Source organism: Streptomyces sp. NPDC101191 (assembly GCF_044767915.1).
Taxonomy (GTDB): domain Bacteria; phylum Actinomycetota; class Actinomycetes; order Streptomycetales; family Streptomycetaceae; genus Streptomyces.
The window spans coordinates 216,013-231,696 of the sequence record NZ_JBIWOU010000005.1; the positions used below are offsets into that span (position 1 = coordinate 216,013).

At 69.2% G+C, this 15,684-nt stretch carries 22 protein-coding genes; 2 read left to right on the plus strand and 20 right to left on the minus strand.

Annotated elements, in window-relative coordinates:
* Positions 1-43 precede the first annotated feature (43 nt).
* The 19 genes from rplR to ACIRQF_RS20850 all read right to left on the minus strand — a co-directional run bounded on the left by rplR (position 44) and on the right by ACIRQF_RS20850 (position 10,034).
* Positions 44-427, minus strand: coding sequence for a 50S ribosomal protein L18 (gene rplR, locus ACIRQF_RS20760; protein ID WP_376635409.1), 384 nt, complete (start codon positions 425-427; stop codon positions 44-46).
* 3 nt (positions 428-430) lie between these two features.
* Positions 431-970 carry a 50S ribosomal protein L6 gene (rplF, locus tag ACIRQF_RS20765; protein ID WP_376635407.1) on the minus strand — a complete coding sequence of 180 codons (540 nt, stop codon included), beginning with the start codon at positions 968-970 and terminating at the stop codon, positions 431-433.
* Positions 971-991: 21 nt separating this feature from the next.
* Positions 992-1,390, minus strand: coding sequence for a 30S ribosomal protein S8 (gene rpsH, locus ACIRQF_RS20770; RefSeq protein WP_018528360.1), 399 nt, complete (start codon positions 1,388-1,390; stop codon positions 992-994).
* A 223-nt stretch (positions 1,391-1,613) separates the two neighbouring features.
* Positions 1,614-1,799 (minus strand): type Z 30S ribosomal protein S14, encoded by a 186-nt coding sequence (locus ACIRQF_RS20775; RefSeq protein ID WP_003956452.1) that lies wholly within the window; start codon positions 1,797-1,799, stop codon positions 1,614-1,616.
* A 5-nt stretch (positions 1,800-1,804) separates the two neighbouring features.
* Positions 1,805-2,362: a 50S ribosomal protein L5 gene (rplE, locus tag ACIRQF_RS20780; protein ID WP_123454681.1), complete on the minus strand. Its 558-nt coding sequence runs from the start codon at positions 2,360-2,362 to the stop codon at positions 1,805-1,807.
* Entirely contained in the window at positions 2,359-2,670 is a 312-nt protein-coding gene (rplX, locus tag ACIRQF_RS20785; protein ID WP_376635405.1) for a 50S ribosomal protein L24, read from the minus strand. The genes rplE and rplX overlap by 4 nt, the downstream gene beginning before the upstream one ends.
* A gap of 2 nt (positions 2,671-2,672) precedes the next feature.
* Positions 2,673-3,041 carry a 50S ribosomal protein L14 gene (rplN, locus tag ACIRQF_RS20790; protein ID WP_003956455.1) on the minus strand — a complete coding sequence of 123 codons (369 nt, stop codon included), beginning with the start codon at positions 3,039-3,041 and terminating at the stop codon, positions 2,673-2,675.
* A 103-nt stretch (positions 3,042-3,144) separates the two neighbouring features.
* A complete protein-coding gene (gene rpsQ, locus ACIRQF_RS20795) occupies positions 3,145-3,426 on the minus strand; it encodes a 30S ribosomal protein S17 (protein ID WP_376635403.1) in 282 nt (93 codons plus the stop codon).
* Positions 3,426-3,650 (minus strand): 50S ribosomal protein L29, encoded by a 225-nt coding sequence (gene rpmC, locus ACIRQF_RS20800; protein WP_128985131.1) that lies wholly within the window; start codon positions 3,648-3,650, stop codon positions 3,426-3,428. The genes rpsQ and rpmC overlap by 1 nt, the downstream gene beginning before the upstream one ends.
* Entirely contained in the window at positions 3,650-4,069 is a 420-nt protein-coding gene (gene rplP, locus ACIRQF_RS20805) for a 50S ribosomal protein L16 (RefSeq protein WP_030494257.1), read from the minus strand. Before rplP ends, rpmC begins: the two co-directional genes overlap by 1 nt.
* A gap of 5 nt (positions 4,070-4,074) precedes the next feature.
* Positions 4,075-4,908, minus strand: coding sequence for a 30S ribosomal protein S3 (gene rpsC, locus ACIRQF_RS20810; RefSeq protein WP_365337568.1), 834 nt, complete (start codon positions 4,906-4,908; stop codon positions 4,075-4,077).
* On the minus strand, positions 4,908-5,255 hold the full coding sequence (rplV, locus tag ACIRQF_RS20815) for a 50S ribosomal protein L22 (RefSeq protein ID WP_030359020.1): 348 nt from the start codon (positions 5,253-5,255) through the stop codon (positions 4,908-4,910). The genes rpsC and rplV overlap by 1 nt, the downstream gene beginning before the upstream one ends.
* A 44-nt stretch (positions 5,256-5,299) precedes the next feature.
* Positions 5,300-5,581, minus strand: a complete 282-nt coding sequence (gene rpsS / locus ACIRQF_RS20820; RefSeq protein WP_023547380.1) for a 30S ribosomal protein S19 — start codon at positions 5,579-5,581, stop codon at positions 5,300-5,302.
* Between the two features lie 12 nt (positions 5,582-5,593).
* A complete protein-coding gene (gene rplB, locus ACIRQF_RS20825) occupies positions 5,594-6,430 on the minus strand; it encodes a 50S ribosomal protein L2 (protein ID WP_376635400.1) in 837 nt (278 codons plus the stop codon).
* Between the two features lie 39 nt (positions 6,431-6,469).
* Entirely contained in the window at positions 6,470-6,787 is a 318-nt protein-coding gene (rplW, locus tag ACIRQF_RS20830; protein WP_282694359.1) for a 50S ribosomal protein L23, read from the minus strand.
* Complete coding sequence (rplD, locus tag ACIRQF_RS20835; protein WP_376635398.1) at positions 6,787-7,437, minus strand: 50S ribosomal protein L4; 651 nt, start codon at positions 7,435-7,437, stop codon at positions 6,787-6,789. The genes rplW and rplD overlap by 1 nt, the downstream gene beginning before the upstream one ends.
* A 4-nt stretch (positions 7,438-7,441) precedes the next feature.
* The gene (rplC, locus tag ACIRQF_RS20840; protein ID WP_189974766.1) at positions 7,442-8,086 is read right to left on the minus strand and encodes a 50S ribosomal protein L3; all 645 of its coding nucleotides are present in this window, start codon (positions 8,084-8,086) and stop codon (positions 7,442-7,444) included.
* Positions 8,087-8,099: 13 nt separating this feature from the next.
* Entirely contained in the window at positions 8,100-8,408 is a 309-nt protein-coding gene (gene rpsJ, locus ACIRQF_RS20845; RefSeq protein WP_003948644.1) for a 30S ribosomal protein S10, read from the minus strand.
* A gap of 450 nt (positions 8,409-8,858) precedes the next feature.
* Entirely contained in the window at positions 8,859-10,034 is a 1,176-nt protein-coding gene (locus ACIRQF_RS20850; RefSeq protein WP_404093929.1) for a hypothetical protein, read from the minus strand.
* Between the two features lie 120 nt (positions 10,035-10,154).
* Here ACIRQF_RS20850 and ACIRQF_RS20855 point away from each other — a divergent pair, with 120 nt between their 5' ends.
* Both ACIRQF_RS20855 and ACIRQF_RS20860 read left to right on the plus strand, forming a co-directional pair.
* Positions 10,155-10,946 (plus strand): RNA repair domain-containing protein, encoded by a 792-nt coding sequence (locus tag ACIRQF_RS20855; RefSeq protein WP_389753388.1) that lies wholly within the window; start codon positions 10,155-10,157, stop codon positions 10,944-10,946.
* A 75-nt stretch (positions 10,947-11,021) separates the two neighbouring features.
* The gene (locus tag ACIRQF_RS20860; RefSeq protein WP_404093931.1) at positions 11,022-13,007 is read left to right on the plus strand and encodes a PIG-L family deacetylase; all 1,986 of its coding nucleotides are present in this window, start codon (positions 11,022-11,024) and stop codon (positions 13,005-13,007) included.
* Between the two features lie 60 nt (positions 13,008-13,067).
* Here ACIRQF_RS20860 and ACIRQF_RS20865 read toward each other — a convergent pair whose 3' ends face one another.
* Entirely contained in the window at positions 13,068-15,653 is a 2,586-nt protein-coding gene (locus ACIRQF_RS20865; protein WP_404093934.1) for a peptidoglycan recognition protein, read from the minus strand.
* Positions 15,654-15,684 lie beyond the last annotated feature (31 nt).

Sequence of the window (15,684 nt, forward strand, 5' to 3'; positions counted from 1 at the left end):
GATTACCTCTCTCTGTTACGTCCGTTAGTCCCGGAACCGGGGCTTAGAACTTCAGCCCGGCTTCGCGGGCGGCGTCAGCCAGAGCGGCAATGCGCCCGGCGTACCTGTTGCCACCACGGTCGAACACGACGGCCTCGACGCCGGCGGCCTTGGCGCGCTCAGCGACCAGGGCACCGACCTGCTTGGCCTGCGCGGACTTGTCACCCTCGCCGCCACGGATCGACGCGTCCAGGTTCGACGCCGACGCCAGGGTGTGACCCTTGAGGTCGTCGATGACCTGAGCGGTGATACCGCGGTTGGAACGCGTCACGACGAGGCGCGGACGCTCCGCCGTACCCGACACGTTCTTGCGGATGCGCAGGTGACGGCGCGCCTTGGCAGCGCGCTTGTAAGCGTCGCCCTTGGCGATCTTCACACCGTATGCCATGGCTTACTTACCAGCCTTTCCGACCTTGCGGCGGATGACCTCGCCCGCGTACTTCACGCCCTTGGCCTTGTACGGGTCGGGCTTGCGAAGCTTGCGGATGTTGGCGGCGACCTCGCCGACCTTCTGCTTGTCGATGCCCTCGACCGCGAACTTGGTCGGCGACTCGACCTTGAACGAGATGCCCTCGGGCGCCTCGACCAGGATCGGGTGGCTGTAACCGAGCTGGAACTCCAGAGCGGAGCCCTTCGCGGCCACGCGGTAACCGACACCGCTGATCTCGAGCGCCTTGACGTAACCCTGGGTCACACCGGTGATCATGTTGGCCACCAGCGTGCGGGACAGGCCGTGAAGGGCCTTGTTCTGACGCTCGTCGTTCGGACGGGTGACGTTGAGAACGCCCTCCTCGCCCTTAACGATCTCGATCGGCGCGGCGACGGTGTGGGTCAGGGTGCCCTTGGAACCCTTGACCGTGACCGTGCGGCCCTCGATGGTGACGTCCACGCCGGCGGGAACCTGGATAGGCAGCTTGCCAATACGCGACATTAGCTATTCCTCCGTTCCCGACTACCAGACGTAGGCGAGGACTTCCCCACCTACGCCCTTCTTGCCTGCCTGCTGGCCGGTCAGGAGACCGTGGGACGTGGAGATGATCGCCACGCCCAGGCCGCCGAGGACCTTCGGCAGGTTGGTGGACTTCGCGTAAACCCGGAGGCCCGGCTTCGAGATCCGCTTGATGCCCGCGATGGAGCGCTCACGGTTCGGACCGAACTTGAGCTCGAGGACGAGGTTCTTGCCGACCTCGGCGTCCTCGACCTTCCAGCCCGTGATGAAGCCCTCCTGCTGGAGGATTTCCGCGATGTGAGACTTGATCTTGCTGTGCGGCATCGCCACGGTGTCGTGGTACGCCGAGTTCGCGTTACGCAGACGCGTGAGCATGTCTGCGATGGGATCAGTCATGGTCATGAATTGGCCTTCGGCCTCTCTCGCCGGGGTTTCCTGTATGCGCCATCCCTCTCCCCACACAGAGGCGGGACGGGTGCGGTGCGGGGACCTACGGCGTAGTAAGTCGTACGGGCGGCGGACGCCCAACCCCACCAGCCTAAGCCATGTGGGGATGGACCTCCGCCAACCCAATGCTTACCGAGAGACTCCTGTGGTTCCCTAACGCCCTACGGGCGAGGGGGAATTACCAGGAGCTCTTGGTCACGCCCGGCAGCTCGCCACGGTGAGCCATCTCACGAAGGCACACGCGGCAGAGGCCGAACTTGCGGTACACGGAGTGAGGACGGCCGCAGCGCTGGCAGCGGGTGTACGCACGCACACCGAACTTGGGCTTGCGGGCAGCCTTCGCGATAAGAGCCTTCTTCGCCATCTCGCTTACGCCTCCTTGAACGGGAAGCCGAGGTGACGCAGAAGGGCACGGCCCTCGTCGTCGTTGGTCGCCGTGGTGACCACGGTGATGTCCATACCCCGGACGCGGTCGATCTTGTCCTGGTCGATCTCGTGGAACATGACCTGCTCCGTGAGACCGAAGGTGTAGTTGCCACGGCCGTCGAACTGCTTCGGGGACAGGCCGCGGAAGTCGCGGATGCGCGGCAGCGCGAGCGACAGGGTGCGGTCCAGGAACTCCCACATGCGGTCGCCACGGAGCGTGACGTGGGCACCGATCGGCTGACCCTCACGCAGCTTGAACTGCGCGATGGACTTGCGGGCCTTGGTGACGGCCGGCTTCTGACCGGTGATCGTGGTGAGATCGCGGATCGCACCGTCGATCAGCTTCGAGTCACGGGCGGCGTCGCCGACACCCATGTTGACCACGATCTTCACGAGGCCGGGGATCTGCATGACGTTCTCGTACTTGAACTCGTCACGCAGCTTGCCCGCGATCTCCTCGCGGTACTTCGTCTTGAGACGCGGAGTGGTGGTAGCCATCAGATGTCCTCACCCGTCCGCTTGGCAACGCGGATCTTGTTGCCCTCGTCGTCGAAGCGGAAACCGACACGCGTGACGACCTTCTTGCCGTCCTTCTCCACGACCAGCTGGACGTTGGAGACGTGGACCGGAGCCTCGGTCGTCACGATGCCGCCGGCCTGGTTCGGGCCGGCCTTGGTGTGCTTCTTGACCCGGTTGACACCCTCGACGAGGACGCGGTTCTCGCGGGGGAAGGCCGTGATGACCTTGCCCTGCTTGCCCTTGTCCTTACCGGTGATGACCTGGACCAGGTCGCCCTTCTTGATCTTCATGCTTACAGCACCTCCGGCGCGAGCGAGATGATCTTCATGAACTTCTTCTCGCGCAGCTCACGGCCCACCGGGCCGAAGATACGGGTGCCACGAGGGTCGCCGTCGTTCTTGAGAATGACAGCGGCGTTCTCGTCGAAGCGGATGTACGAGCCGTCCTGGCGGCGGCGCTCCTTGACGGTGCGAACGATGACCGCCTTGACGACGTCACCCTTCTTCACGTTGCCACCGGGGATCGCGTCCTTGACGGTGGCGACGATGACGTCACCGATGCCCGCGTAGCGGCGACCCGAGCCACCGAGAACACGGATGCAAAGGATCTCCTTGGCACCAGTGTTGTCGGCGACGCGAAGTCGCGACTCCTGCTGGATCACGTCTATCTCCTGATTGTCTGCCGGTTCCCGGCGGGGGTCCCGCGTGAGCAGGACCCCCGCCGAGCCTGGCGGAACTGTTCCTAGGGGGTCCCCCTAGGAGGGATTACTTGGCCTTCTCGAGGATCTCGATGACGCGCCAGTGCTTCGTCGACGACAGCTTCCGGGTCTCCATCAGGAGGACGCGGTCGCCGACGCCGGCAGCGTTCTGCTCGTCGTGAGCCTTGAGCTTGTTCGTACGGCGGATGACCTTGCCGTACAGCGCGTGCTTGACGCGGTCCTCGACAGCGACGACGACGGTCTTGTCCATCTTGTCGCTGACGACGAGGCCCTCACGGACCTTGCGGGCGTTGCGCTCGGTCTTCTCAGTCACGTTGTTCTCGCTCATCAGGCGTTCTCCACCGTCTCGATGCCCAGCTCACGCTCGCGCATCAGGGTGTAGATCCGGGCGATGTCCTTACGGACGGACTTGAGCCGACCGTGGTTCTCGAGCTGGCCCGTCGCCGCCTGGAAGCGGAGGTTGAACAGCTCTTCCTTGGCCTCGCGGAGCTTGGCGACAAGCTCCTCGTTGCCCAGCTCGCGCAGCTCGGACGCCTTGGTACCGGCCGACATCACAGCTCACCTGCCTCGCGCTTAACGATCTTGCACTTCATCGGCAGCTTGTGAGCCGCACGAGTCAGAGCCTCACGCGCGATCTTCTCGTTCGGGTAGGACAGCTCGAACATCACCCGACCGGGCTTGACGTTCGCGATCCACCACTCCGGGGAACCCTTACCGGAACCCATGCGGGTCTCGGCAGGCTTCTTCGTGAGCGGGCGGTCCGGGTAGATGTTGATCCAGACCTTGCCGCCACGCTTGATGTGGCGGGTCATCGCGATACGCGCGGCCTCGATCTGGCGGTTGGTCACGTAGGCCGGGGTGAGGGCCTGAATGCCGTACTCGCCGAACGCAACCTGCGTGCCACCCTTGGACATACCGTTGCGCTTCGGGTGGTGCTGCTTGCGGTGCTTGACCCTACGGGGGATCAGCATTTCGGTCAGGCCTCCGTTCCGGTGCTCTCAGCAGCCGGAGCGGCGGCGGGAGCGTCGGCCTTGGGGGCCTCGGCAGCCTGAGCCTGCTGCGGCTTGCGACCGCGACCGCCACGCTCGCCACCACGGCCACCGCGACCGGCCGGGCGGTCAGCGCCGCCACGGGCCGGACGGTTGCCGGCACGGGCGGCAGCGTTCTCGGCGCGGACCTCGGCGATGTTCTTGACGTCGCCCTTGTAGATCCAGACCTTCACGCCGATGCGGCCGAAGGTCGTCTTGGCCTCGAAGAAGCCGTACTCGACGTTCGCGCGCAGCGTGTGCAGCGGCACACGACCCTCGCGGTAGAACTCCGAGCGGGACATCTCGGCGCCGCCGAGACGGCCACCACACTGGATCTTGATGCCCTTGGCGCCGGCCTTCATGGCGGACTGCATGCTCTTGCGCATGGCCCGACGGAAGGAGACGCGGGAGGACAGCTGCTCGGCGACGGCCTGGGCCACCAGCTGAGCGTCGACCTCGGGGTTCTTGACCTCGAGGATGTTCAGCTGAACCTGCTTGCCGGTCAGCTTCTCCAGCTGGCCGCGGATCTTGTCGGCCTCGGCGCCACGGCGACCGATGACAATGCCCGGGCGAGCGGTGTGGATGTCCACGCGGACACGGTCACGGGTGCGCTCGATCTCAACCTTCGAGATGCCGGCGCGCTCCATGCCGGACGTCAGCATCCGACGGATGGCGACGTCTTCCTTGACGTAGTCCTTGTACAGCTTGTCGGCGTACCAACGCGACTTGAAGTCGGTGGTGATGCCGAGCCGGAACCCGTGCGGGTTTACCTTCTGGCCCATTACCGGGTTCCTTCCTTGCTGCTGACGACCACGGTGATGTGGCTGGTCCGCTTGCGGATCCGGTAGGCACGGCCCTGGGCACGCGGACGGAACCGCTTCAGGGTCGGACCCTCGTCGACGAACGCCTCGCTGATGAACAGCGAAGAGGCGTCCGTGTGGTCGTAGTTGTGCGCGGCGTTGGCAATGGCGCTGTCGAGCACCTTGCCGACCGGCACGGAGGCTGCCTGCGGAGCGAATCGCAGAACAGCCTGAGCCTCCGTGGCATCCATGCCACGGATCAGGTCCACCACGCGGCGGGCCTTCATGGGCGTGACGCGGATGTACCGCGCCTGGGCCCTGGCTTCCATGGTTGTCCCTCTCAGTTACTTACGTGTCTGAATGCGATCCGCTACTAGCGGCGCTTCGACTTCCGGTCTTCCTTGACGTGACCCCGGAAGGTGCGCGTCGGCGAGAACTCGCCGAGCTTGTGGCCGACCATCGACTCGGTGACGAACACCGGGATGTGGGTCTTGCCGTTGTGCACCGCGAGCGTGTGGCCGAGCATGGCCGGCACGATCATGGAGCGACGGGACCAGGTCTTGATGACGTTCTTGGTGCCGGCTTCGTTCTGGGCGTCCACCTTCTTGATGAGGTGGTCGTCGACGAAGGGCCCCTTCTTGAGACTGCGCGGCATCTAAACCCGCTCCTAGCGCTTCTTGTTCGTCTTGCGGCGGCGGACGATGTACTTGTTCGAAGCCTTCTTCGGCGAACGAGTACGACCCTCCTTCTGACCCCACGGGGAGACCGGGTGACGACCACCGGAGGTCTTGCCCTCACCACCACCGTGCGGGTGGTCAACCGGGTTCATCGCCACACCGCGAACGGTCGGGCGGACGCCGAGCCAGCGCTTACGGCCGGCCTTACCCCAGTTGATGTTCGACTGCTCGGCGTTGCCGACCTCGCCGATGGTGGCGCGGCAGCGGGCGTCGACCAGACGGATCTCGCCGGAAGGCATGCGGAGGTGGGCCATCGTGCCCTCCTTCGCGAGCAGCTGCACGGAGGCACCTGCGGAGCGGGCGAACTTGGCGCCACCGCCGGGACGGAGCTCGATCGCGTGGATCGTGGTACCGACCGGGATGTTGCGGAGGGCCAGGTTGTTGCCGGGCTTGATGTCGGCCGTGGGGCCGTTCTCCACCCGGTCGCCCTGCGTGAGACCACGCGGGGCGATGATGTAGCGCTTCTCGCCGTCCGCGTAGTGGAGCAGCGCGATGCGCGCGGTGCGGTTGGGGTCGTACTCGATGTGAGCGACCTTGGCCGGCACGCCGTCCTTGTCGTGACGACGGAAGTCGATCACACGGTAGGCGCGCTTGTGGCCACCGCCCTGGTGACGGACGGTCACACGACCGGTGTTGTTACGGCCACCCTTGCTGTGCAGCGGGCGGACCAGCGACTTCTCCGGCGTGGACCGCGTGATCTCGACGAAGTCGGCGACGGAGGAGCCACGGCGGCCCGGCGTCGTCGGCTTGTACTTGCGGATACCCATTTCTCAGTCCTCGTCCGATATCGGACGACTCGACCGCCGTTAGGCGGTCGGGCCGCCGAAGATGTCGATTCGGTTGCCCTCAGCAAGGGTCACGATGGCGCGCTTGGTGTTGGCGCGCTTGCCGAAACCGGTGCGGGTGCGCTTGCGCTTGCCCTGGCGGTTGATCGTGTTGACCCCGGCGACCTTGACCGAGAAGACCGCCTCGACGGCCTGCTTGATCTGGGTCTTGTTGGCGGTGGGCGCGACGATGAACGTGTACTTGTTCTCGTCGAGCAGCGCGTAGCTCTTCTCGGAGACGACCGGCTTGACGAGGATGTCGCGCGGGTCCGTGAAGGTCTTGCTGGTGATCTCGGCCATCAGGCTTCGTTCCCCTCGTTGTCATCGGCCTTGGGGCCAGACACGAAGGACTCGAGGGCGGCCTGGGTGAAGACCACGTCGTCGGATCGCATCACGTCGTACGTGTTCAGCTGGCCCGGCTCCAGGATGTGGACCTGGGGCAGGTTGCGGGCGGACAGCCACGCGGCCTCGTCGGAACGCTCGACGACCAGGAGCAGGTTCTTGCGCTCCGAGATCTTGCCGAACAGCGACTTGGCGGCCTTGGTGGAGATGTCACCCTCGACCACGCCGGAGACGACGTGGATGCGGGAGTGGTTCGCCCGGTCGGAGAGGGCACCGCGGAGGGCGGCGGCCTTCATCTTCTTCGGGGTCCGCTGCGAGTAGTCACGCGGCACGGGACCGTGCACGACGCCACCACCGGCGAACTGCGGGGCGCGGGTCGAACCCTGACGGGCGCGGCCGGTGCCCTTCTGGCGGTACGGCTTCTTGCCACCACCGCGGACCTCGCCACGCGTCTTGGTCTTGTGGGTGCCCTGGCGGGCGGCCGCAAGCTGCGCGACGACGACCTGGTGGATCAGCGGGATGCTGATCTTGGCCTCGAAGATCTCGGCCGGGAGCTCGACGGTCCCGGTCTTGTCGCCGGAGGGCGACAGAATGTCAATGGTGCTCATATCCTCAGGCCCCCTTGGCCGCGGTGCGGACCAGGACGAGGCCGCCGTTCGGACCAGGAACCGCGCCCTTGATCAGGAGCAGGCCCTTCTCCGCGTCAACGGCGTGAACGGTCAGGTTCTGGGTGGTCACGCGCTCGTTACCCATGCGGCCGGCCATGCGCATGCCCTTGAAGACGCGGCCCGGGGTGGCGCAGCCACCGATCGAACCGGGCTTGCGGTGCACGCGGTGGGCACCGTGGGAGGCCTTGCCACCACGGAAGTTGTGGCGCTTCATGGCACCGGCGAAGCCCTTGCCCTTGCTCTTGCCGGTGACGTCGACCTTGATGCCCGCCTCGAAGACCTCGGCGGTGATCTCCTGGCCGAGGGTGTACTCGCTGGCGTCAGCGGTACGGATCTCGACGAGGTGACGGCGCGGGGTGACGTCGGCCTTGGCGAAGTGGCCCTTGAGGGGCTTGTTCACCTTGCGCGGGTCGATCTCGCCGAAGGCGATCTGGACCGACTCGTAGCCGTCGTTGTCGTTCGTACGCACCTGGGTCACGACGTTCGGGCCGGCCTTGACGACGGTCACCGGGACGACCCGGTTGTTCTCGTCCCAGACCTGCGTCATGCCGAGCTTCTCGCCCAGGATGCCCTTGATGTTCTTAGCCATCTCGCGCGTCACCTCAGAGCTTGATCTCGATGTCGACGCCCGCCGGGAGGTCGAGACGCATCAGCGAGTCAACCGTCTTCGGCGTGGGGTCGAGGATGTCGATGAGGCGCTTGTGCGTGCGCATCTCGAAGTGCTCGCGCGAGTCCTTGTACTTGTGCGGCGACTTGATGACGCAGTACACGTTCTTCTCAGTGGGCAGCGGCACCGGGCCCGCGACCGACGCACCAGTGCGGGTCACCGTCTCGACGATCTTCTTCGCCGAGGAGTCGATGACCTCGTGGTCGTAGGCCTTGAGCCGGATGCGGATCTTCTGTCCCGCCATGGCTACTCAGTAGTCCTGTCTCTCGAAACGCTCTGGAACCCGGTCGGCTGCGCTTCCGTGAAGCGCGGCCCCTTCCTCCGACCCACGCGGTCGGGCGTGTCGCACTCCCTCTACGAAGAACTCCCTGAGGAATTCCCAACCAAGGGGGTGCGGGCCCATGGACCGCGAGACGGGGGTGGAACACCCACCGGGTGCCTGGCCGGTACCCCGCTGACACTTCCCGGAAGATTCCCGTACGTCCGCCCCTGAGCAGGGGCGACGAGTACTGTGGGACTCGCTTCCGGTCCTCCCGGCGGGAGGCGCGCAGCATCGGCACTCAACCGAGCAACCCCGACAGTCTGCCATACGTGACCTACCGGCCGCCAATCGGGGCGGAAGACTGTACCCCACGTCACGTCGGGGTACGCACAGGGGCGCGCCGGGCCCCGGACCCGCCCCTGCCGGCGGCGGTCAGGTGCGCGAGACCCGGCCACACTCCTGGGGGAGCTCGTCGAGGTCCTTGCTGCGGTCGTACGGGTCCACGGCGGGCCCGGAGGGTTCCGGCGAGGCCTGGCCGGCAGCCCGGTCCTCGGCGAACCAGGGGTGGAAGAAGCCGTCCTCGGGCCGGTTGCAGTCGTCGTTGCCGACGTTCGAGCGCCACGCGCTCACGCCGAGCTTCCCCTGGGTGGTCTCGAACCTCGCGGGGTCGGCCACGGAGAAGGTGATCTGCCGGCGGACGATCGTGCGGGCCACCTCGTCGGCGCCCGGCCGGGCCTTCACCACCGGGTAGACGAAGGTGTAGTCGGTGCGGATCAGCACCGTCCCCGCGTCCTTGCCCTTGCCGTTCTCGAGGCTCATCCGCCCGCGGACCTTGACGACCGTGCCGACGGGCCGCACCTGGTCCGGGGAGAAGCGGCTGAAGAGCAGGGTGGGGTCGTCCCGGTCCGAGGGCTCGGCGAGCGCCTTCTCCATGCCCGACCGCAGGTCCGGCTGCTTCGGGTCGAGCAGTCCGAGCGCGTGCGCCGGGCGGCCGCCCCTGATCACCGCCGGGTCCAGGTTCGCCGACACGAGGAAGTCCCTGGCGGTCGACAGGGCCTTCGCGACCTGCGCCTTCGACATCCAGCCGGTCGCCTTCGCCGCGGGCGCCTCGATGCCCGCCGCGCCGTCGGCCCAGCGCAGCGCCGGGGAGCCGCGGAAGGGCTCCTCCAGGGTCGGACGGTTCGGGTCGGCCGCCTCCGGCGCCGCGGTCGGCCTGCCCGTCTCGGCGGCGAGCGGAGTGGCGTCCTCGGGGCGCTCGGTCCAGCTGTCCGGCAGGGCGGAGGTCATGCTCTCCGGGAGGAGGCCCGTGACCAGCTGCGGCCGCACGGCGACCAGCCCGAGCGCGGCCGCGAGGGTGACGCCGAGGACCGCCTTGGCCCGGCGCCTGCGGGCGGCGCCGCCGTTCATCTCCTGCCAGGCCGGGCCCGTGCGCCAGCCCGCGGGCTCCTGGCGCTTCGGCCGCTTCGGCGCCTTGGGCGCCTTGGGCGGCTTCACCGGCCTGACCTTGCGCAGGGCCCGTTCCTGCTCCTCGGTGCCGAGTCCCTGCTCCCGCGCCGCCTCGACGAACGCGGCCCACTCCTCGTCGGAGACCGACGGCTTCTCACTCATGTTCCCCACCCCTGTGCTGCGTGCTGCGCTCCGGACGGTCTCACGCCGCCGCACGGGCGGAAAAGCCAGGTCAGAGTCTTCATCGGTTCGTGACCGGGCATATGGGGGCACAGGCGGTGTATGCGTACGAGCGACGAGGTCTACCACCGGGTGGTGTGGGACGCGCGCCTCGACGCCGAGCGCTTCGTCATGGGCATCGCCGAGCGCGGCGCCCCGCCGAAGCGGATGGATCTGGTCGACTTCGTCCCCGGCGGGGAGATCCCCTGGCACCGGGTGCTGTTCTTCGAGGCGGACGGCGAGCGCGTCTGGGACCGGGCGACCGGCGTGGACCGGCTCGACGCGTCGCCCGCGGGCCACGCGCACGCCGACGTGCTCGCCGTGGAGCCCACGTACCGCACCGCCGTCGCCTGGCTCCCGCCCGACGCGCTCCGGGAGCCGATCCAGGAGATCCGGCGCGTCCACGACCGGCAGATCCGCCGCTGGCCCCCGCACGTGAACGTCGTCTACGGCTTCGTGCCCGAGTCCGACTTCCTCCGGGCGATCCCCCTGGCCGCGGACGCCCTGCGGACCGTCCCGCCGTTCCGGGCCCGGCTCCAGGGCGTGCGCTGGTTCCGGCACCGTACCGACGCCACCGTCTGGCTCGACCCGGCCGCGGCGGGCGAGGAGCCGTGGCTGCGGCTGCGGGAGGCGCTGGAGGACCGCTTCCCGCTGTGCCTCGACCCGCGGGGCTTCACCCCGCACCTTTCCCTGGGCCGCAGCCAGGACCCGGCCTTCCTCGCCGCCCAGTGCGAGGAACGGCTCGGGACCATGAGCGTCCGGGTCACCGAGCTGGTCCTGCTCGCCCGGCGCGGCGACGGGCCCATGCGGGTGCGGGCCACCGTGCCACTCGGAACGGACACCCCCTCCGGTTGAACCCCGGGGCCCGAAAACCCGTCTAGCCAGTCGCCCACGCACGACCAGCCCACACGCACGGGGGACGCACGACCGGTGGACAGCAGAAGAGTGGCCCGGCGCAGTCTGCTCGCGGGAGCGGCGGGGCTCGCCGCGGCCGGCGTCGCCGGATGTTCCGTACCCGAACGGCCCGGCAGCGCGGTCTCCGCGGACCCGGCACCGGGCCGGCCCGTCGCGACGGGCGGGCGCGCGCTGCTCATGCAGTTCGCCGCGCACCCGGACGACGACCTCTACTTCATGAACCCCGACACACAACGGCTGCTCGACGCCGGGGTCCCCGTCGTCTCCGTGTACGTGACCGCCGGCGAACACACCGGCAAGAACCGGGTCAAGGGCATGCCGGAGACCCCGCCCGACCGGGCCGCGTACTCCTCCGCCCGCCACCAGGGCCTGCGCCAGGCGTACGCGGACGCGCTCGGCGTCGACAAGTTCACCGCCTGGGAGCGGCGGGCGGCCCCGCTCGCCGGCGGGCGCAGCGCCGAGGTCGACACCCTCACGCACGCCGGGCGCCGGGTCGAACTCGTCTTCCTCAACCTCCCCATGCACACGCTCCGCCGCTACATGGCGGTGCCCGCGCTGTGGGAGGACCGCGCCGTCGAACTGCGCACCCACCTGACCGCCGGCTCCCCCGTGACCCGCTCCGACGGCTACGACCACCAGCGGCTCGTCGAGGTCCTCGCCGGGCTCCTCGCCTCCTATCGGCCGACCGTCGTGCACACCCTCGACCCCGACCCGGACATACAGACCGGTGACGCGGCCACCGCGAGCCGCAACAGCGAGCAGCCCGGCTACTCCGACCACGGCGACCACACCGCGGTCGCCTCCTTCACCTGGGCTGCGCTGCTGCGCTGGGTCGCCGACGCGACCGCGGACGGCGGGCCGGTGCCGGCGTTCACGGTGAACGCCTTCCGCGGCTACTACAACCGGCACTGGCCGAAGAACCTCCCGCCGGGCGTCCTCGCCGAGAAGGCCGCCCACCTGGTGCCGTACGGCGGCGACCCCTCCTGGGACTGCGGCAACCCCTCCGGCTGCGGCGACTACGGCGTCGGCGGCGACCGTCCGCTGACCAACTGGAAGGGCTGGGTGCGCGCGACCCACTACCGCTGGCCCGCCCCCGGACCCGCCGTCGCCGAGGAGCCGGACGGGCGGCTCGCCGCGTACGGCGTGCTAGGCCTGCGCGCGGTCCGCTGGCGCGAGACGGACCGGGCGACCGGCCGGTGGGGCGAGCCGGAGGACCTGGGCGGCGGCCCGCTGGCCCCCGCCCTCGCCTCCGCGGCCCTCCCCGACGGGCGCCTGCTCCTCTTCGGCGTGCGCTTCTCCGCGCTCTCCGGCCGCGGAGGTGCCAACCGGCGCGAGCTCGTCGTCCTGGAGCAGCGCTCCCCCGGCGGCCCGTTCCGCGCCTGGCGCGGCCTCGGCAACCCCGAGCGCGGCGACGACCGGGGCCGCCGCATCGGCGCCCCGGTGGCCGTCACCGCCCCCGACGGGCGGGTCCACCTGTTCGTGCGCGACGCGGACAAGGGCGTCTCGACGCGGGTGCGGACGCCCGACGGCACCTGGGGGCCGTGGCGGCGGCTGCCGGCCCAGGGAGAGCTGCAGGACGGCCTGACGGCGCTGATCGACGCCACGGGCCGGGTGAGCCTGCTGGCGGCGGGCCGTACGGCCGTACGCCGCTGGGTCGACGGCTCCCCCGCCGCCCCCCTCCCCCTGGCCGGCGACCCGGTCGCCGCGCTCCCGGCCCCCGGCCCCGACGGCGTCCGGGTCTTCTACCGCGCCCCCGCCGAGGGGCGGCTGCGCGCGACGGGCGGGCAGGCTCCCGCCTTCGAGGGCTACGGCCCGCTCGCCGCCGCCCCGGGCCCGACCCTCCTGGGCCGCGACCTCCGCGGGCGCGTGCAGCTCCACCGCGCCGGCCGGCTGTCCGTGCGCACCCGGGGAGCGGTCGCGGTGGGGGCGCCGGTGCTGCACGGGGGCGGCGCGGTGATCGGCATGGGGGCGGACGCCCGCCCCTGGGTGTGGCGGCCGTAGGAACGCCGAGGGCCCGCCTCCCGGGAGGGAGGCGGGCCCCGAACTCGCTTACGGATCAGGTCACTTCACGAAGTAACCGGTGATGTCGGCGAGCAGGTCGACGTTGCCGCCCTTGTTGTAGAAGTTCACCTTGCCGTTGACGACGGGCACGACCACCAGGTTGGGGATGGTCAGGCCGGGGGTGAAGTTCAGGTTCGACGCGCTGGTGCGCGTGGTGCCGTCCGGGTAGACGGAGACGAAGCTGCCCACGGTCGGGTTGGTCGCGGTCACGTTCAGTACCACGGCCGTGACGCCGGTCGCCGGGACGCCCTGCACCCCGGCCACGTCCAGCGTGACGTAGCTGTCCGGTCCGACGCTGCCCTTGCGCACGCCGAGGCCGGAGCGGGTGTCCATCAGGCGCTTCGGGCCCAGGTTGATGTGGGAGGCGCCGACGGTGTCGGAGGTGAAGTAGCCCGTGATGTCGGCGAGCAGGTCCACCGCACCGAACTTGTTGTAGAAGCTGACCTTTCCGTCGACGACGGGGACGATCACGAGGTTCGGGATCGTCTGGCCGGCGGTGAAGTTCAGGTTCGACGCGCTGGTGCGCGTGGTGCCGTGCGGGTAGACCGAGACGAAGCTGCCCGAGGTCGGGTTGGTCGCGGTCACGTTCAGGACCACCGCGGTGACCTTGTCGGCCGGGACGCCGTTGGCGCCGGTGACCTGGAGGTCGACGGTGCTGTCCTGGCCGACCTTGGCCTTCGGGACGCCGAGGCCCGAGCGGGTGTCCATCAGACGCAGCGGACCCAGGTTGACGTGGGTCGAACCGCTGGTGTCCTTGACGTAGTAGCCGGTGACGTCGGCGAGCAGGTCGACCGAGCCGGAGTGGTTGTAGAACCGCACCTTGCCATCGACCACGGGCACGGTGACCAGGTTCGGGATGGTCTTCCCGGCCGTGAAGTTCAGGTTCGACGCGCTGCTCCGCACGGTCCCGTTCGGGTACACGGAGACGAAGCCCGCGGAGGTCGGGTTGGTCGCCGTCACGTTGAGCACGACGGCGCCGACGCCGGAGGTCGGGATCCCGGCCTTGCCGGCGACGGTCAGCACGACCTCGCCGGCCGCTCCGACCTTGGCCTTCGGCACACCGAGACCGCTACGGGTGTCCATCAGACGCGTCGGGGTGACCGGCTTGAAGGTCTTCGGCCCGGGGACGGTCACGGTGACGGCCGGGCTGGTGGTCACCTTGCCGGAGATATGCGTGGCGCGGACGGCGACGGTGTGGTCGCCGTAGCCGCTGACGTTGACCGAGGCCGCCCGCATGTGGCCCCAGCTCCAGGTGGCGACCTGGCCGTCGACGAGCACCTCGAACTTGTTGATGAGGCTGTTCGGGGCGGTGGTCGTGGACCAGTTCACGGTCACCGGACCGGGCGTCTCGTAGCCGGTGCCGGCCTGGGTGGCACCCCCGCCCAGCGAGTCGATCTTGAGGCCGGCCACGGAGCCGGTGGCGTAGCTGCGGATCTGCGGCAGCTGCGGGTAGAGGCTGTTGCCGGGGCACTGCGTGTTGAAGCCGTTGCGGTGTCCGGAGACGGCCGCGAACGGGTAGACCTTGGTGGCCTCGAAGGACTCGCCGAAGTAGTTCTTCTGCGTGACGCCGGCCGTCAGCTGAGCCGTGCCGTTCGGGTCCACCCCGTACTGCCCGAGCTTGTACGCGACGACCCGCGAGGCGGAGATCAGCGCGGCCTGCGGAGCGGTCTGGGCGGTGTAGTCACCGATGAACGACACGCTCGTCGACTCGGAGTTCCAGCCGTAGGTGTGCGCACCCATCACCGGCTGGTCGACGCCTCCCTGGCGCCCCTCGAAGATCGTGCCGCACTTGTCGACCAGGAAGTTGTAGCCGAGGTCGCGCCAGCCGTTGGTCTTCACGTGGTAGACGTGAATGGCCCGGACGACGGCCGCGGAATCCGCGCAGCTGTAGTCGGCGTCCGTGGTGTGGTGCACGAAGACGGCCTTGATCTTCCCGCCGGGCAGGTAGGTCGGGCCCTCGTTGTTCAGCGACTCGTCGGCGCCCCACTCGGCGCGCGAGACGATCGGCGGCGTCGGCGCGGTCGACGCCGGTCCGGGCGTCGTCGGCGGCACCTCGACGGTGAACGCGGCGGGGTCCGCGTTCAGCTCGCCGGACGTCTTGTCGGCGGTGGTGCTGGCACCCGGGTCGACGAGGTCAAGGCGCAGGCCGGCGGGCAGCTTGCCGTCGGCGGCGCCGTCGGACACGCGCACCTCGGCGCCGTCGGAGGCGCCGACCCAGATCGGCTCGGTGGAACCGCGGGCACCTGCCCGCTTGCCGTCGAGCAGGGCCGGGTAGGGCACCAGGTCCATCCACTCGGTCCACTCGCCGGTCTCGGCGCTCCGGGTCCTGGCCTGGATCGTCCCCTTGATCTTGGCCTCGGGGTCCGTCCAGGACACACCCAGGAGGCCGAAGCGGGCGGTGTCCCGCTGCGAGAGGACCGCTTCGCCGTGACCCTTGTCGGACAGGGCGAGCTTGTGGACCTCGCTCTTGACGGGGCCGCTCTCCTCCCCGTTCGCGCTGTACACGTCCGCCGGGGCGGTCGGCGACTCCCCCTCGGTCCCGAAGACCGCCCCGTTCGCCGCCGCCTGGAAGGCGAGGACCGTCACGCCCGCGAGGGCGGCGCCTATCGCCGTTCTA

What these genes read in the sequence shown, in the direction of transcription:
- rplR (WP_376635409.1), bottom strand. Translation starts at nt 427, where the DNA reads ATGGCATACGGTGTGAAGATCGCCAAGGGCGACGCTTACAAGCGCGCT.
- rplF (WP_376635407.1), bottom strand. Translation starts at nt 970, where the DNA reads ATGTCGCGTATTGGCAAGCTGCCTATCCAGGTTCCCGCCGGCGTGGAC.
- rpsH (WP_018528360.1), bottom strand. Translation starts at nt 1,390, where the DNA reads ATGACCATGACTGATCCCATCGCAGACATGCTCACGCGTCTGCGTAAC.
- ACIRQF_RS20775 (WP_003956452.1), bottom strand. Translation starts at nt 1,799, where the DNA reads ATGGCGAAGAAGGCTCTTATCGCGAAGGCTGCCCGCAAGCCCAAGTTC.
- rplX (WP_376635405.1), bottom strand. Translation starts at nt 2,670, where the DNA reads ATGAAGATCAAGAAGGGCGACCTGGTCCAGGTCATCACCGGTAAGGAC.
- rpsQ (WP_376635403.1), bottom strand. Translation starts at nt 3,426, where the DNA reads ATGAGCGAGAACAACGTGACTGAGAAGACCGAGCGCAACGCCCGCAAG.
- rpmC (WP_128985131.1), bottom strand. Translation starts at nt 3,650, where the DNA reads ATGTCGGCCGGTACCAAGGCGTCCGAGCTGCGCGAGCTGGGCAACGAG.
- rplP (WP_030494257.1), bottom strand. Translation starts at nt 4,069, where the DNA reads ATGCTGATCCCCCGTAGGGTCAAGCACCGCAAGCAGCACCACCCGAAG.
- rpsC (WP_365337568.1), bottom strand. Translation starts at nt 4,908, where the DNA reads ATGGGCCAGAAGGTAAACCCGCACGGGTTCCGGCTCGGCATCACCACC.
- rplV (WP_030359020.1), bottom strand. Translation starts at nt 5,255, where the DNA reads ATGGAAGCCAGGGCCCAGGCGCGGTACATCCGCGTCACGCCCATGAAG.
- rpsS (WP_023547380.1), bottom strand. Translation starts at nt 5,581, where the DNA reads ATGCCGCGCAGTCTCAAGAAGGGGCCCTTCGTCGACGACCACCTCATC.
- rplB (WP_376635400.1), bottom strand. Translation starts at nt 6,430, where the DNA reads ATGGGTATCCGCAAGTACAAGCCGACGACGCCGGGCCGCCGTGGCTCC.
- rplW (WP_282694359.1), bottom strand. Translation starts at nt 6,787, where the DNA reads ATGGCCGAGATCACCAGCAAGACCTTCACGGACCCGCGCGACATCCTC.
- rplD (WP_376635398.1), bottom strand. Translation starts at nt 7,437, where the DNA reads ATGAGCACCATTGACATTCTGTCGCCCTCCGGCGACAAGACCGGGACC.
- rplC (WP_189974766.1), bottom strand. Translation starts at nt 8,086, where the DNA reads ATGGCTAAGAACATCAAGGGCATCCTGGGCGAGAAGCTCGGCATGACG.
- rpsJ (WP_003948644.1), bottom strand. Translation starts at nt 8,408, where the DNA reads ATGGCGGGACAGAAGATCCGCATCCGGCTCAAGGCCTACGACCACGAG.
- ACIRQF_RS20850 (WP_404093929.1), bottom strand. Translation starts at nt 10,034, where the DNA reads ATGAGTGAGAAGCCGTCGGTCTCCGACGAGGAGTGGGCCGCGTTCGTC.
- ACIRQF_RS20855 (WP_389753388.1), top strand. Translation starts at nt 10,155, where the DNA reads ATGCGTACGAGCGACGAGGTCTACCACCGGGTGGTGTGGGACGCGCGC.